This is a genomic window from Vibrio sp. Of14-4 (assembly GCF_022347625.1).
Lineage (GTDB): Bacteria > Pseudomonadota > Gammaproteobacteria > Enterobacterales > Vibrionaceae > Vibrio > Vibrio pristinus.
Genome location: NZ_JAKRGI010000001.1, coordinates 158,489 through 171,411, shown reverse-complemented (window position 1 = coordinate 171,411; position 12,923 = coordinate 158,489). Strand labels below are relative to the sequence as shown.

At 42.5% G+C, this 12,923-nt stretch carries 16 protein-coding genes; 4 read left to right on the top strand and 12 right to left on the bottom strand.

All coding sequences use genetic code 11. The features are described 5' to 3' along the window. Positions 1-45 precede the first annotated feature (45 nt). Both MHN79_RS00775 and MHN79_RS00770 read left to right on the top strand, forming a co-directional pair. Entirely contained in the window at positions 46-1,227 is a 1,182-nt protein-coding gene (locus tag MHN79_RS00775; RefSeq protein WP_239171268.1) for an isochorismate synthase, read from the top strand. A 14-nt stretch (positions 1,228-1,241) separates the two neighbouring features. Beyond that, entirely contained in the window at positions 1,242-2,849 is a 1,608-nt protein-coding gene (locus MHN79_RS00770; RefSeq protein ID WP_239171267.1) for a (2,3-dihydroxybenzoyl)adenylate synthase, read from the top strand. A gap of 58 nt (positions 2,850-2,907) precedes the next feature. Here MHN79_RS00770 and MHN79_RS00765 read toward each other — a convergent pair whose 3' ends face one another. Together MHN79_RS00765 and vctC are read right to left on the bottom strand one after the other, a co-directional pair. Next, on the bottom strand, positions 2,908-3,774 hold the full coding sequence (locus MHN79_RS00765) for an isochorismatase family protein (protein WP_160926743.1): 867 nt from the start codon (positions 3,772-3,774) through the stop codon (positions 2,908-2,910). Between the two features lie 201 nt (positions 3,775-3,975). Next, a complete protein-coding gene (gene vctC / locus MHN79_RS00760; protein WP_239171266.1) occupies positions 3,976-4,731 on the bottom strand; it encodes an iron chelate ABC transporter ATP-binding protein VctC in 756 nt (251 codons plus the stop codon). 354 nt (positions 4,732-5,085) lie between these two features. Between vctC and MHN79_RS00755 the strand changes: the two genes are divergently transcribed. Next, on the top strand, positions 5,086-5,241 hold the full coding sequence (locus MHN79_RS00755) for a DUF5993 family protein (RefSeq protein ID WP_239171265.1): 156 nt from the start codon (positions 5,086-5,088) through the stop codon (positions 5,239-5,241). Between the two features lie 11 nt (positions 5,242-5,252). Then, a complete protein-coding gene (locus MHN79_RS00750; protein WP_152430118.1) occupies positions 5,253-5,792 on the top strand; it encodes a disulfide bond formation protein B in 540 nt (179 codons plus the stop codon). Between the two features lie 70 nt (positions 5,793-5,862). Here MHN79_RS00750 and nadA read toward each other — a convergent pair whose 3' ends face one another. The 10 genes from nadA to cydX form a co-directional block, all read right to left on the bottom strand. Further along, positions 5,863-6,924: a quinolinate synthase NadA gene (gene nadA / locus MHN79_RS00745; RefSeq protein ID WP_239171264.1), complete on the bottom strand. Its 1,062-nt coding sequence runs from the start codon at positions 6,922-6,924 to the stop codon at positions 5,863-5,865. Between the two features lie 136 nt (positions 6,925-7,060). Further along, on the bottom strand, positions 7,061-7,831 hold the full coding sequence (gene ybgF, locus MHN79_RS00740) for a tol-pal system protein YbgF (protein WP_239171263.1): 771 nt from the start codon (positions 7,829-7,831) through the stop codon (positions 7,061-7,063). Between the two features lie 15 nt (positions 7,832-7,846). Beyond that, positions 7,847-8,386: a peptidoglycan-associated lipoprotein Pal gene (gene pal, locus MHN79_RS00735; protein ID WP_160926733.1), complete on the bottom strand. Its 540-nt coding sequence runs from the start codon at positions 8,384-8,386 to the stop codon at positions 7,847-7,849. A gap of 36 nt (positions 8,387-8,422) precedes the next feature. After that, positions 8,423-9,763 (bottom strand): Tol-Pal system beta propeller repeat protein TolB, encoded by a 1,341-nt coding sequence (gene tolB / locus MHN79_RS00730; protein ID WP_239171506.1) that lies wholly within the window; start codon positions 9,761-9,763, stop codon positions 8,423-8,425. Positions 9,764-9,796: 33 nt separating this feature from the next. Then, positions 9,797-10,783, bottom strand: coding sequence for a cell envelope integrity protein TolA (gene tolA, locus MHN79_RS00725; RefSeq protein WP_239171262.1), 987 nt, complete (start codon positions 10,781-10,783; stop codon positions 9,797-9,799). Between the two features lie 13 nt (positions 10,784-10,796). Continuing rightward, a complete protein-coding gene (locus MHN79_RS00720) occupies positions 10,797-11,240 on the bottom strand; it encodes an ExbD/TolR family protein (RefSeq protein ID WP_239171261.1) in 444 nt (147 codons plus the stop codon). Between the two features lie 4 nt (positions 11,241-11,244). Next, entirely contained in the window at positions 11,245-11,943 is a 699-nt protein-coding gene (gene tolQ / locus MHN79_RS00715; RefSeq protein ID WP_152430111.1) for a protein TolQ, read from the bottom strand. Beyond that, positions 11,933-12,352 (bottom strand): tol-pal system-associated acyl-CoA thioesterase, encoded by a 420-nt coding sequence (gene ybgC, locus MHN79_RS00710; protein ID WP_239171260.1) that lies wholly within the window; start codon positions 12,350-12,352, stop codon positions 11,933-11,935. The genes tolQ and ybgC overlap by 11 nt, the downstream gene beginning before the upstream one ends. 162 nt (positions 12,353-12,514) lie before the next feature. Beyond that, positions 12,515-12,817: a cyd operon protein YbgE gene (gene ybgE / locus MHN79_RS00705; protein WP_239171259.1), complete on the bottom strand. Its 303-nt coding sequence runs from the start codon at positions 12,815-12,817 to the stop codon at positions 12,515-12,517. Further along, a complete protein-coding gene (gene cydX / locus MHN79_RS00700; protein ID WP_000270285.1) occupies positions 12,810-12,917 on the bottom strand; it encodes a cytochrome bd-I oxidase subunit CydX in 108 nt (35 codons plus the stop codon). Before cydX ends, ybgE begins: the two co-directional genes overlap by 8 nt. Positions 12,918-12,923: the final 6 nt, after the last annotated feature.

Sequence of the window (12,923 nt, the reverse complement as noted above, 5' to 3'; positions counted from 1 at the left end):
TCAGTAGTTATATGGGAAAAAATAAAACATGAATAAGGATCGTCTATGAAACGAGAAGTTGTTGGCTTTTCACAAATGGCCAACGAAATAGTTACTAAAAAATTGCATGATTCACCGTTTTTCTTTGCCTCCCCTACCAATTCAATGCTTGGAGTTGGGATTCAAACTCAGTTGAGGAAGTCCATACCATTTGCACAATTGGCAAGCACTGCTCAGACACTTCTTGAAAAAGCGAAAACGAAACAAAATAGTAACCCTGTCTTGTTTGCTACCGTTCCATTTGACGAAGGTACTCCCACCCAATTCTGCATTCCTGAAACTCTCTACATATCAGGTAGTACAAGTAATTATCGTGCTCAGCAAGACTTATCGCAGACGGCAAAAGTTATTTCACCTCCAAGCGGTGATGAGTATAAAAATGGTGTTTCACACTTACTTAATCTTTTTAATACCAGTGAATTATCGAAAGTTGTACTATCTCGCTCTGTAAAAATCGCGACAGATAACAATATTGATCAGTGTTCTTTGCTGAAAAATCTATTATCCATCAATGCTAATGGTTACACTTACTGCTCTCAAATATCAGAATGTTCAAAGCTAATGGGAGCAAGCCCAGAGCTACTCCTATCAAAACAAGGTCGCCATGTCTTATCCAATCCACTCGCAGGATCCCGCCCAAAATCTAGCTGCAAAACTAAAAATGAAAGTGCATGTGCTTCACTGTTAGACACACAGAAAGACTTGAATGAACACAGTTTCGTTGTTGAGGAAGTAGAAAGAGTACTAGGTCAGTATTGCCATAATCTATACACACCGATGTTCCCATCAGTGATTGAGACAGAGACGATGCTGCACTTATCAACAGTGTTAAAAGGTGAAACGCAAGAGCCTAACATTAGCTCTCTCAAGATTGCAGCCGATCTCCACCCTACTCCCGCAGTATGTGGCTTTCCTCGCCAATCAGCCTATAGAGCAATAAAAGAGATTGAACGCTTTGAACGTGGATACTTTACTGGGATGGTCGGATGGTGCGATGCAAGAGGTAACGGTGAGTGGGTGGTGACTATCAGGTGCGCTGAGGTTAGTCAAAATTCTATGTCAATCTATGCTGGCGCAGGGATAGTTAATGAGTCTTCGCCACAAAGTGAGCTTGAAGAAACAGGCGCGAAGATGACTACAATTTTGCGTGCAGCGGGCATTAAAGTTGACGACTTACTCACGGCATAAAATAAGAGGTAATCATGTCCAATATTGATTTTACACCATGGCCAGAAAACATGAGCCAAAGGTATAAACAGCTTGGGTACTGGCAAGACAAAACGCTTTTCGATCATCTGAACAAAGTGGCTGTTGATACACCTGATGCAGAAGCCGTGCGTTGTGGAGACAATACATACAGCTACCGTAATTTGATAGATCGAATCTACCAACTATCTGCTGGATTCTGTAAACTAGGCCTTAACTCAGGTGATAATGTCATTCTACAAATGGATAACCGCGTTGAGTTTTACTTATGTTTCTTTGCGCTTACTCTAAAAGGAATCAAACCTGTCCTTGCGCTTCCAGCCCACCGTTATCTGGAAGTCAGCTATTTCTGTACACATGTAAATGCAAGAGCTTATATTTTTTCCGATAACGTAACTGGCAAGACTGCACAGGCCACAGCCACTAAACTCCTCAAGGAATGTACAAATCTCGACTTTGCCATTACAACAGACCAAGCTACACACAATGAGATTACATCGCTTGTCGATTTATTCATTGAACCCTGTAGCAAACAAGAAGCAAGTGCTGATAATGTCGCCTTTTTCCAGCTATCTGGCGGCACAACAGGGACACCTAAGCTAATCCCAAGAACGCATAATGACTACGCCTATAGTATACTGGGTAGTAACAAAATATGTCAGTTTGACGCCCAAACGCGATATCTCTGCACACTTCCTGCCGCTCATAACTTCCCGCTGAGCTCACCAGGCTCTCTGGGTACTTTCTTCTCTGGTGGGCTGGTAATCCTGAGCTCTAATGGCTCTCCGGAGCACAACTTTTCACTGATTGAAAAGCATAAAGTGACTACCTGTGCTCTTGTACCGCCGCTAGCGCTACTCTGGATGCAACATGCGGAAGAGTCCACTAAAGACATATCCAGCTTAAATCTGATTCAGGTAGGCGGTGCAAAATTTAGTGAAAATGCGGCAAACAAAATATCCGATATTCTGGGCTGTCGACTGCAACAAGTATTCGGAATGGCAGAAGGCCTAGTGAATTATACACGCTTAGATGACCCCATCGATGTCATCACCAAAACTCAAGGACGTCCGATTTCAGAACATGATGAGATAATGATTGTCAATGATGAAGGAATACCAGTGCCTATTGGTGAAGAAGGTCACCTTATGACTAGAGGCCCATATACAATTAGAGGTTACTACCGGGCTCCAGAACATAACCAACGATCGTTCAATCAGGACGGCTTTTACGCCACTGGAGATCTGGTCCGTCAGACGCGAGAAGGCAACATTATTGTAACCGGTAGGGATAAAGATCAAATTAATCGGGGAGGAGAGAAAATAGCCGCCGAAGAAGTTGAAAACCTAATACTCAAACACCAAGGTGTACATGATGTTGCTTTAATTGCGGTAAGCGATGAATTTTTGGGAGAAAAGAGCTGTGCAATTATTGTCGCTAACCCAAATGAAACTCTCAAACCAGTGACAATCAAAAAGTTTTTACATGCACAAGGTATCGCTGATTATAAGATCCCAGATCATATAAAGTTTTGTCAACAATTACCAAAAACACCTGTAGGTAAAATAAACAAGAAAGCGCTAAGAGACCTATATGGCTCTTAAACTCTATACTATTTCCCCCTACTCATTGTAGGGGGCAATACGTTCCAATCTCGCTGCGCTAAGCTGGAACTTGTGCAATATCCCACCAATCTTTTATCGTGTTTTTCGCCACCATTTCTGACAATTCAATGTCAAAGCCACTTTTCTTCCAACGACTGTGTAACGTCATTACTCGTATCGAGTCAAGACCGAGGAAGATTAGATTTTCATCAACTTCGACTTCTTCTAACTCTACTTCTAAAATATCGGCAACATCTTGTCGCATGCTTTCTAAGCTCACTTCTCCATGTGAGACACAAGGAGCAACGGCTTCAACAAATTGATCAACGGATTTTACATTACCTGTCCGGCCAGCAACATATTGCAGAGTAAACAAATGATCTTCCGATGAAAAATCCGCGATAGCATCACCAATAACAAAAGGCTTTATATCCAACATGAATCCATCAAGCGCTGTAGAGAGAATACCAATATGCCCATATACTCCAACGATGATCAACTGATCCTTCTGCTCTTCCCTCATCCATTCCAGTAAGGGCGTTTTCTTAAAAGCACTGTAGCGCCATTTGGTATATTGAATGTCTCCCGATTGAGGCGCTATTTCAGGCACTATTTCTGTATCTTTTGTCAGTCCTGTTCCCCAAAAGTCGGTCAGTAGAGCCCTTTCATTGGGATCCTGATCTGCGGGTTGAGCGGTATATACTACTGGTATTCCAGCAGACCTAGCGCTTTCAATTACTTTATTAACATTAACCAAAAGCTCAGGAACAGGAGGCAATGCCTGATCAAAAAAGTTGAGAAAATAAGCTTGTAAATCATGTACGAGAACAACCGCTTTTTTCACATCTACTTCCCAATCAGCTTTATTAACCGGAAATAAATCAGTATGAGGCATTGTGTAGGAAGCGATCTTAGGAATGGCCATCGAATTATCCTTATAGTAACTATTTCTTTGATAGTCAGAAATACTTAAATGCATAGAAAGAAAATAAAAATGATATTAAAAATCAATAGCATTTATAGGTTATTCTAAAACAATTGGTAATATGAAATCAATTGATAAGTATAGAAATAAGTGACTTTCGAAACATTAACAAAGAAAATGAATTATTTGGGTGCATTTCAATCAATGGTAGGTGCACATGCGTTTACCGTTCACCTCAATGATGTTGAATGGCGTCTCATATATATTGCTTAAAACATCAACGTTTATAACATCATCCACCTCACCACTTGCTACTACTTGGCCTTGTTTGAGCGCGATAATGGAATCAGAGTAACAAGCAGCAAAGTTGATATCGTGGATGACAACAACCACTGCTTTATTCATTTCTCTCGCTAAACGTTGAATGTTTTTCATTATTTTTAACGAGTGCTTTATATCTAGGTTGTTGAGAGGCTCATCTAGAAATATATAATCGGTATCCTGAGCAATTACCATTGCTATATAAGCAAGCTGTCGCTGTCCACCACTTAGCTCATCAAGAAATTTTCCTCTGATGATAGATAAACCTAGGTATTCCATTGAACGGTTAATCACTGCGTGATCCTGTTCTGTCAATTTTCCTTGAGAATACGGGAAACGCCCAAACGCAACTATTTCTTCTACCGTAAAACGCATGTTGACAGAATTCGACTGACGTAAAACAGACAGGTGCTTGGCTAACTCTTTGCAGCTCCAGTCTTTTAGTTCTTTACAATCGACGATTATGCTACCACTGTCAGGCTCTGATAAGCGTGAAGCCATAGATAAAAATGTACTTTTCCCAGCACCATTTGGACCTATGATAGACGTCACCTTACCCTTCTCAAACTTTGCATTGGCTTGATCAACAACCTTACTTTTCCCGTAGTTCTTAGATAGATTTTTAATTACTATCATTTTCAATACCTTGTGTGATAAAACTTTTATTGTCGTAGGTACACTGTAATTTTCTAAAGACTAAGTACTGTGCGCCAACAAAAACGCATTTCAACAAGTAATGAATACTACAATTACTAGTCACAGCATACAAACTTAAGATAAGTATTTTCAATAATTTAGGTGTTATTTCTTAAATTGTTCTACCTTTTACTTCAAAGCAACAAGCATACTCACCAGCTTTACCTTTGAATACTGGAATCTTAAGTTAGGTATTTGACTGTCGAAACAATGGAGACACAGACCCATATTTACGACTAGAGCCAAACAACTGTTAGCAAATCTAGTTCACGAAACCAAACTAAGGATCATTCTATGATGTCTTTACTATTTCTTATGCTATTTATCACCATGCTTTGTGCCTTTACCGGCAAGAAGTCTTTAAGCTTTGGCATGTTTGCCGTAACGGTGTTAGTCAGCGTGTACTGGTTCCATCATCATGCAAATGATGCACTTTCTATTTTATTGTAAGGGGAAGCGCTATGAATCGTGATCACGTCAGTCTACTCAATACCTTGGGCCTATTTGGTATGACTTTAGTGCTATTAATTGGGTTTGTTCTCCAATTTGCACTAAATGAGCTGCCCTGCCCGCTTTGTCTTCTTCAGCGCATCGGTTTTATCATGGTAATGTTTGGTTTCTTGCTCAACGTAAAATACGGCCCTGAGCAGCGCCACTATGGAATTGTACTAATAGGCGCACTATTTGGCGCAGCAACTTCACTTCGCCAAATTTCCTTACATGTCATTCCGGGAACACCTGGCTATGGCAGCCCTGTTTTGGGTATGCATTATTATACTTGGGCATTTGTCTTGTTTGCCGCAACTATTTTTGCCGTCGCGGTACTCTTAATGATGTGGCGTGAAGAATGGAGCTCGAAACCTTTCACCATGAATGGCCTTGGTAAGTGGGTTTGTTTGCTTGCTCTAGCAGTCGTGGCGCTAAACATACTGTCCACTTTTGCTGAATGTGGACCCTACCAGTGTCCGGATAACCCTGTCAGTTATTGGCTATTAAGTTAATTTCCCGATAAAATAAGAAAAGCCAGCGTTCAAGCTGGCTTTTACAATCTATATTGTATAACTCGGATGCTTAAGCGTTACCTTTTACTGCAAGATTCAGCTGCTCAGCAAAATCAAGCATGCGATTCAGTGGGATGAGAGATTTTACTCTTAGCGCTTCATCAACAAAAATTTCATGCTTTTCTCCACCCTGAGTCAGCGCCTCTTCAATAGCCTGAAGGCCATTCATCGCCATCCAAGGACAATGAGCGCAACTTCTACAAGTCGCACCCGCCCCCGCTGTAGGTGCTTCGATTAATTCCTTCTCTGGCACCAATTGTTGCATTTTAAAGAAAATACCTTTGTCGGTTGCAACAATCATCTTGGTTTGAGGCAACTGTTTAGCCGCTTTAATAAGCTGACTTGTTGAACCAACCGCATCAGCCAAAGCAACCACACTTGCAGGAGACTCTGGGTGGACTAAAACGGCCGCCTCTGGGTATACGGCTTTCATTTTGCGTAATGCATCAGCAGAAAACTCATCGTGAACCACACACTCGCCATGCCAAAGCAGCATATCTGCCCCAGTTTGATTAGCGATATATGAGCCTAAGTGGCGATCTGGCCCCCAAATGATTGGTTTTCCCTCGGCATCAAGGTGCTCGATAATATCCAACGCAATGCTAGAAGTGACCACCCAGTCAGCTCGAGCTTTAACGGCCGCAGAAGTGTTAGCGTACACAACGACGGTATGATCTGGATGAGCATCGCAAAATTCTGAAAATTTATCAGCAGGACAGCCTAAATCAAGGGAGCACTCTGCCTCAAGTGTTGGCATAAGGATGCGCTTTTCTGGGGTCAATATTTTTGCCGATTCTCCCATAAAGCGAACACCGCCAATAACTAAGGTACTAGCAGGGTGACGATTACCAAACTTTGCCATCTCTAATGAATCGCCAACAAAGCCACCTGTCTCTTCAGCCAATGCCTGAATTTCAGGATCCGTGTAGTAGTGCGCAATCAGCACCGCATCTTTTTCTTTCAGCAAAGACTTAATATTTTTTATGTGTGTCTGCTTTTGTTCATCAGACAACGGGATAGGCTTGGGTGGAAATGGATAGACGGTTTCAACTGTATCTAAAATGTGGCTCATTGCTCTTGCTCTAGGCAACTTTTAATAATCCGCATATTCTAACCCCACTGAGTTAGGGATGCCAGTTTCAAGCATAATTAGTTGCCAAGTGTTCAATACCATGACAAAAAAAGGAGCGATGTACGCTCCCTATTATCTATTTGATCCGCTCTTCGGCAAGCTTAGCTGATGCACTGCTAGGATATTCATCAATAACCTGCTGATAGTACTTAGTCGCCTGTGTGGCATTATCATTGCGCTTTGATATATCCCCGAGCTTAACTAGAGCGTCGGCCCGTTTATTAGACTTAGGATACGAAACAACCGCAGCAAAACTCTTAACGGCTTCTTTGTCTTGCTTTTTAGCAAAGTAAAGCTGTCCTAGCCAATAGTGCGCATTAGGAGAAAAGGTAGAATCTGGATAATCTTTTTGAAACTGTTGAAAAGCTGAAATAGCACCTGCGTAGTCACGCTTCTTTAAGATAAGATCGACAGCGTTTTGATAAGCGGTTTGCTCATCAAGGTTAGTACTAAACTTACCTTTAGGTGCAACACTTTCTTTGGCCGCTTCAGCAACAGGTGCAGAGCTCACTTGTCCCCGAAGTTTATCAAGCTCGATAAAAAGCTCGCGCTGCCTTTCAAGCATTTGCTGCATATCGTAGCTATTTTTTTCAAGCTGACCACGAAGATCATTAATCTCCAGTGCCATATCGTCAAGCTGCTGCTGCATTTGCAGTTGCATACGATTACGATTTTCGAGCAAGCGCTCAAGACGTTGAACCTCTGTTTCATTTGCCGAACTGGCAGAAGAAGAGCCCAAAGTATTATTGCCACTCACGTCTGATACTGGAGCTGGTACAGCGAACACTGGGCTCGCTGTACTTGCCAGTAACATAAGCGTAATGACGCGCTTAAGGTTACTGAACATATGACTTATCCTTGATTAGTATACTAGAACCGCACGGCGGTTTTTAGCGTATACATCTTCAGATTGACCCATTAGAAGAGGCTTCTCTTCTCCGTAGCTCACGATAGAGATCTGATCAGCTTGAACACCTAGAGCTTGCAGGTACTTAGCAACGGCGTTTGCGCGACGCTCACCAAGTGCAATGTTGTATTCTGGAGTACCACGCTCATCAGCATGACCTTCGACAGTCACTTTCATTGATGGGTTTTTGCTTAAGTAAGAAGCGTGAGCAGCCAACATTTCTTCGTAGTCACTAGCAATAGTAGAGTTGTCAAACGCAAAGTAGATAGTTTGAGACTCACGAAGCGCCTGCTCTTTTAGCTCTTCTTCAGAAAGCTGACCATTTTCACCAATTGGCGAAACCACTGTGGTATCAACACCGTTTGCTGAGCCAGAAGTTGATTGGTTCGTTTCAGAGCCAGTAGAATTTGCTGCGTCATCGCTTGAACTACATGCTGTAACTGCAAGTACTGGCAGCGCAATTAATAGCCCTTTAAGAACTTTGTTTAGTTGCATTGTTATATTTTCCTTCGTTTTGATACATATTACTGGCTACAAATACGGTGACCATGCCGGGGCACGCACACGACCATTTGTTGCTGGTAATCGAGCTTTAAAGCGTCCATCGATCGAAACCATCGAAAGTACATTAGTTTCGTTATAGATGGAACTGTAAATTACCATACCACCATTAGGTGAGATGCTCGGTGATTCATCTAGCAAAGTTTTGGTTAAAACCTGAACAGACCCTGTTTCCAAGTCCTGTTTTGCTAAGTGGAACCCGGAGTTGGTACGATTGACCATAACCAAGAACCGCCCATCTGGCGTGATCTGCCCACCCAGATTTTGACGTCCCTGCCAAGTCAAACGATTCGTTGAACCACTGGCCAAATCTACTTTATATATTTGTGGTTTACCACCCCGATCTGAGGTAAAGATCAATGATTTACCATCAGGATGCCAAAAAGGTTCAGTATTATTTGATCTACCACGCGTAATTTGGGTCAACTTACGAGTATTCAGATCCAATGTATAAACCTGTAAGCTGCCTGTTTTGGACAGAACTAGCGCGAGTTTATTGCCATCTGGAGAAAACCGTGGCGCACCATTATGACGAGGATAAGAAGTGATCTTTTCACGTTTCCCCGTGTAGATATTCATAATGAATATTTCAGCTTGGCCATTTTGGAAACTAACATAAGCGAGCTGTTTCCCGTCTGGCGACCAAGCAGGTGACATTAATGGCTGCTTTGAGCGCAACACCAATCTTTCGTTGTAACCATCATAGTCGGCAACTCTTAGCTGATAGGCATAGCTGTCCTTATCATTAACAACCACATAAGCGACACGAGTTAAAAATGCGCCGCGCTCACCCGTTAGTTCTTCATACACTAAATCAGAAATACGATGTGCGTACTCTCGTAATCTCTCACCTGGCACAGTCGCACGCTTACTAAATAGGATATGATCCTTTGACACCACCAACTCCCCATCAGAGCTCAAAGCTTTACTTTGACCTTGGGTCAGTTGTCCTCGAACAACATCAATCAGCTGATATTGGATAACATAGTCACCATCGGCATTTTGTGTAATGGTTCCTGTTAATAGAGAATCAACACCTAAACTTGTCCATTTTTCAAAATCAACTTGGCTATCACTGTATGGTGTTTGTGGCATCTTACCTGTAGGTACCGGGCTAAATTTACCACTTCTCTGTAGGTCTGAAGCGATGACCGCGGAAACATCATGAGGCAAAGGTGAAGCCCCTTGCCATTTAAACGGCACAATAGCAATTGGCCGAGCTGAATCAATACCGTCTGTAATGACGATTTCAAGCTTAGCACTTGCCAACATAGGTTGTAACAAGACTAACAAGCTCAACAATTGAAGCATAATGCGCTTGATATTAATTTTCACTATAATTCCCTATAGTTTGAATCTAAAGTTGAAATCTCTGAACTCTCGTTGTAACTGAGCCTCTTTCGGAAAGTCAAACTCTTTTGCCTGAACAATTGCTGACTTCGCAGCTCGACAAAGACTTGAATCACCTCCAATAACTTTGGCGGAAGAAACAATAGCTTTGTAGTCACCCGTTGGTATGAGGCGTATATTCAACACACACTCTTTACCGAAAAAAGAATCTTCCTTTAGCAGGTTTTGCTCAATAGTAAGTTTATATTTTTCGATAAACCTAGACCTTTCATCCGCAAGAAACTGAGATTGGGCCGCGCTATTGTGCTCCGCTTCAGTCTCCAAACCAGAGAATATATTATTCAGCGCAGCTTCTTGCTCTTTGCGCTCTTTTTCTATTCGCTCCAGACGCTGTTTTTCTTTGCGAGCTTTTTCTGCCGCCTCTTTGGCTGCCTTTTCTTTGGCAACCCGCTCTTTTTCTGCTTTTTGAGCCGCTTTTTCGCGTGCGATTCTCTCTTTCTCCGCTTTCGCTACAGCGGCTTCTTTAGCCTTACGCTCCGCCTCTAGCTTAGCGGCCCGCTCCTTTTCTTGGCGAACACGCTGCTCTTCCGCTTTACGTTCTTTTTCTTTTTGCTGTCTTACTTTCTCAGCTTCACGAGCAGCTTTTGCTTCACGGGCTTGCTGCTCCTTTAACTTGCGGATACGCTCTTCTTCTGCTTTGCGACTCTTTTCTAATTGCTCACTTTCACGGCGCAATTTATCTAGGCGTTGTTGCTCTTTCTTTGCAGCGGCTTCTCTTTGGCTTCGTATTTGTTGGGCTTGCTGACGAACAAGGCTGGGATCAATCACCACCGCCTCAACCATTTTGCCTGATGGCTCTGGTTTAGACATAGTAAAATCTGTCCCCCATATAAGGGCAACCACCAACAATGCATGTAGCAATACAGAGATAACTATCGACTTAGCGTAACCACTCTTTTTTTTCGGCTTACTATCTTTCATAACCAGAGCGCGCTTATTCCTTTATCTCGGTGAGTAAGCCAACCTTAGGGATCCCCGCTCGACTTAATTCATCTAAAACCAATACAACTTCTGCATACGGAGTCGCAGCATCACCACCAACAGCCACAGGAGAATCAGGCTTGAGTGATAGCTCAGCCTTGATGCGAACAATGACGTCTTGTAGTGAAAGACCGCGAGTCACCTCTTCATCGTTAACGCTTACACCAAGATTACCCTCTCGATCGATCTCAACAATGATAAAACTGGCATCACTGTCACCTGCAAGGTCAGAAGTAGACTTAGCAGTTGAGGTTTTAGGTAACTCAACATCCACACCTTGAGTGACAAAAGGTGACGTCACCATAAAGATGATAAGCAGAACCAACATAACGTCAATATAGGGAACAACGTTAATTTCTGCCGTCATTTTACGTTTTTTAGGTTGATAACCAGCCATGATGTTAGCCCCTGCTGGCAGAATCACGACCAGCCATAGCTTGGCGGTGCAAGATGCTATGAAATTCTTCAGAGAAAGTGGCATAGCTATGCTCTAACTTACCGACTTTGTTGCTTAATCGGTTATAGGCCATGACGGCCGGAATTGCAGCAAACAAACCCATGGCTGTCGCAACCAGTGCCTCTGCAATACCTGGCGCAACCATAGCTAGGGTCGCTTGCTTGACTTCGCCCAAGGCAATAAAGGCATGCATAATACCCCACACGGTGCCAAATAAGCCGATATATGGACTAATAGAGCCAACAGTGGCAAGAAACGGCAAGTTGGTTTCCAACTCATCGACTTCACGAGCAACCGCGACTCGCATCGCACGGCCTGTACCTTCCATAATAAAATCAGGCGACTCCGAATTAGTTTTTCTTAAACGTGCAAATTCGGTGAAACCCGAGTAAAAGATTTCCTCGGTTCCGCTAATGTCGTCTTTGCGCTTTTTGGCATTTTGATAAAGAGCAGCCAGGTCAGCGCCTGACCAAAATTGATCCTCAAAAGTTTCAGCGCCTTTTGCAGCTTGAGACAAAACTTTACTGCGTTTAATGATCATCGCCCAAGAAACGATAGACATGCCCAACAACGTAAGCATCACTATTTTTACTAAAAGGCCTGCTTGAAGAAATAAATCAAGCATTGAGATATCAGCGGTCACTTTGAATTAACTCCATAATAATTTTTTGAGGAAAAGCTATCGGCTTCATTTTTTCACTATCGATGCATGCTACCTTAACCATTGCTTTACACAATATATCTCCATCATGATTTACGATCTCCTGACAGAAGGTAACCGAGGCTTTCTGAGCCTTTGCAACAGTCGCTTTAACGATTAGGCGGTCTTCTAGATAAGCGCCTTGTAAAAAGTCCATCTCCACATGTCGGACTACAAAAACAATATTTTGTTCCCTCAAGCTTTTGTGTGTCACGCCAATGTGAGCTAACCACTCAGAGCGGCAACGTTCGAAGTATTTCAGAAAATTGGCATGATAAGCCAAACCTCCTACATCTGTATCTTCGTAGTAGATAGTCACCGGAAATTCGAATACAGGTTGATTGGTGTCCACGTTTTTCTCTTGGTCAGCATGATTAACGATACTATACCTTACTCCAATACCCGTTAGGCAAGGAATAATGGCGTATTTTCATCGCATGAAACAAAAATAGCACGACTGATCATATCAGTAGTGCTATCTGTTGAATAACTACGCTTACTTGAGCAAGAAAAGTCAGAAAAACCTAGTCATAGTTAAATATGAAAGGATAGATACAGAAAAATAAGGACTAAATAGAACTTGCCAGTACCAGTTTCTTGGCTTGAAACTCAAACCAAACACCATACTCGAACACATGGCCCAAATCATGAGTGGCGAAACAACTGCGTTGAATCCGCCAATTTGGTCAGCATATAGTTTTGGATCCCACATAAGGAGGGCCACATGATAAAAACCAAGTATCAAGGATAAAGCTCTAAACAGAGCTTTATCCAACGGAGCATGCAGCTTAGCCACTCGCTCGGCAATACTATTCACTGTCTTTATCCATCATTTCAGTATGCTCTAACCAAAGCGCATTAATGATGCCAAATGCACAAGCCAGTAATACTCCCAAAATCCACGCGAAATACCACATAGTCTT

Coding starts and splice junctions, on each gene's coding strand:
- MHN79_RS00775 (WP_239171268.1), top strand. CDS start 46: ATGAAACGAGAAGTTGTTGGCTTTTCACAAATGGCCAACGAAATAGTT.
- MHN79_RS00770 (WP_239171267.1), top strand. CDS start 1,242: ATGTCCAATATTGATTTTACACCATGGCCAGAAAACATGAGCCAAAGG.
- MHN79_RS00765 (WP_160926743.1), bottom strand. CDS start 3,774: ATGGCCATTCCTAAGATCGCTTCCTACACAATGCCTCATACTGATTTA.
- vctC (WP_239171266.1), bottom strand. CDS start 4,731: ATGATAGTAATTAAAAATCTATCTAAGAACTACGGGAAAAGTAAGGTT.
- MHN79_RS00755 (WP_239171265.1), top strand. CDS start 5,086: ATGATGTCTTTACTATTTCTTATGCTATTTATCACCATGCTTTGTGCC.
- MHN79_RS00750 (WP_152430118.1), top strand. CDS start 5,253: ATGAATCGTGATCACGTCAGTCTACTCAATACCTTGGGCCTATTTGGT.
- nadA (WP_239171264.1), bottom strand. CDS start 6,924: ATGAGCCACATTTTAGATACAGTTGAAACCGTCTATCCATTTCCACCC.
- ybgF (WP_239171263.1), bottom strand. CDS start 7,831: ATGTTCAGTAACCTTAAGCGCGTCATTACGCTTATGTTACTGGCAAGT.
- pal (WP_160926733.1), bottom strand. CDS start 8,386: ATGCAACTAAACAAAGTTCTTAAAGGGCTATTAATTGCGCTGCCAGTA.
- tolB (WP_239171506.1), bottom strand. CDS start 9,763: ATGCTTCAATTGTTGAGCTTGTTAGTCTTGTTACAACCTATGTTGGCA.
- tolA (WP_239171262.1), bottom strand. CDS start 10,783: ATGAAAGATAGTAAGCCGAAAAAAAAGAGTGGTTACGCTAAGTCGATA.
- MHN79_RS00720 (WP_239171261.1), bottom strand. CDS start 11,240: ATGGCTGGTTATCAACCTAAAAAACGTAAAATGACGGCAGAAATTAAC.
- cydX (WP_000270285.1), bottom strand. CDS start 12,917: ATGTGGTATTTCGCGTGGATTTTGGGAGTATTACTGGCTTGTGCATTT.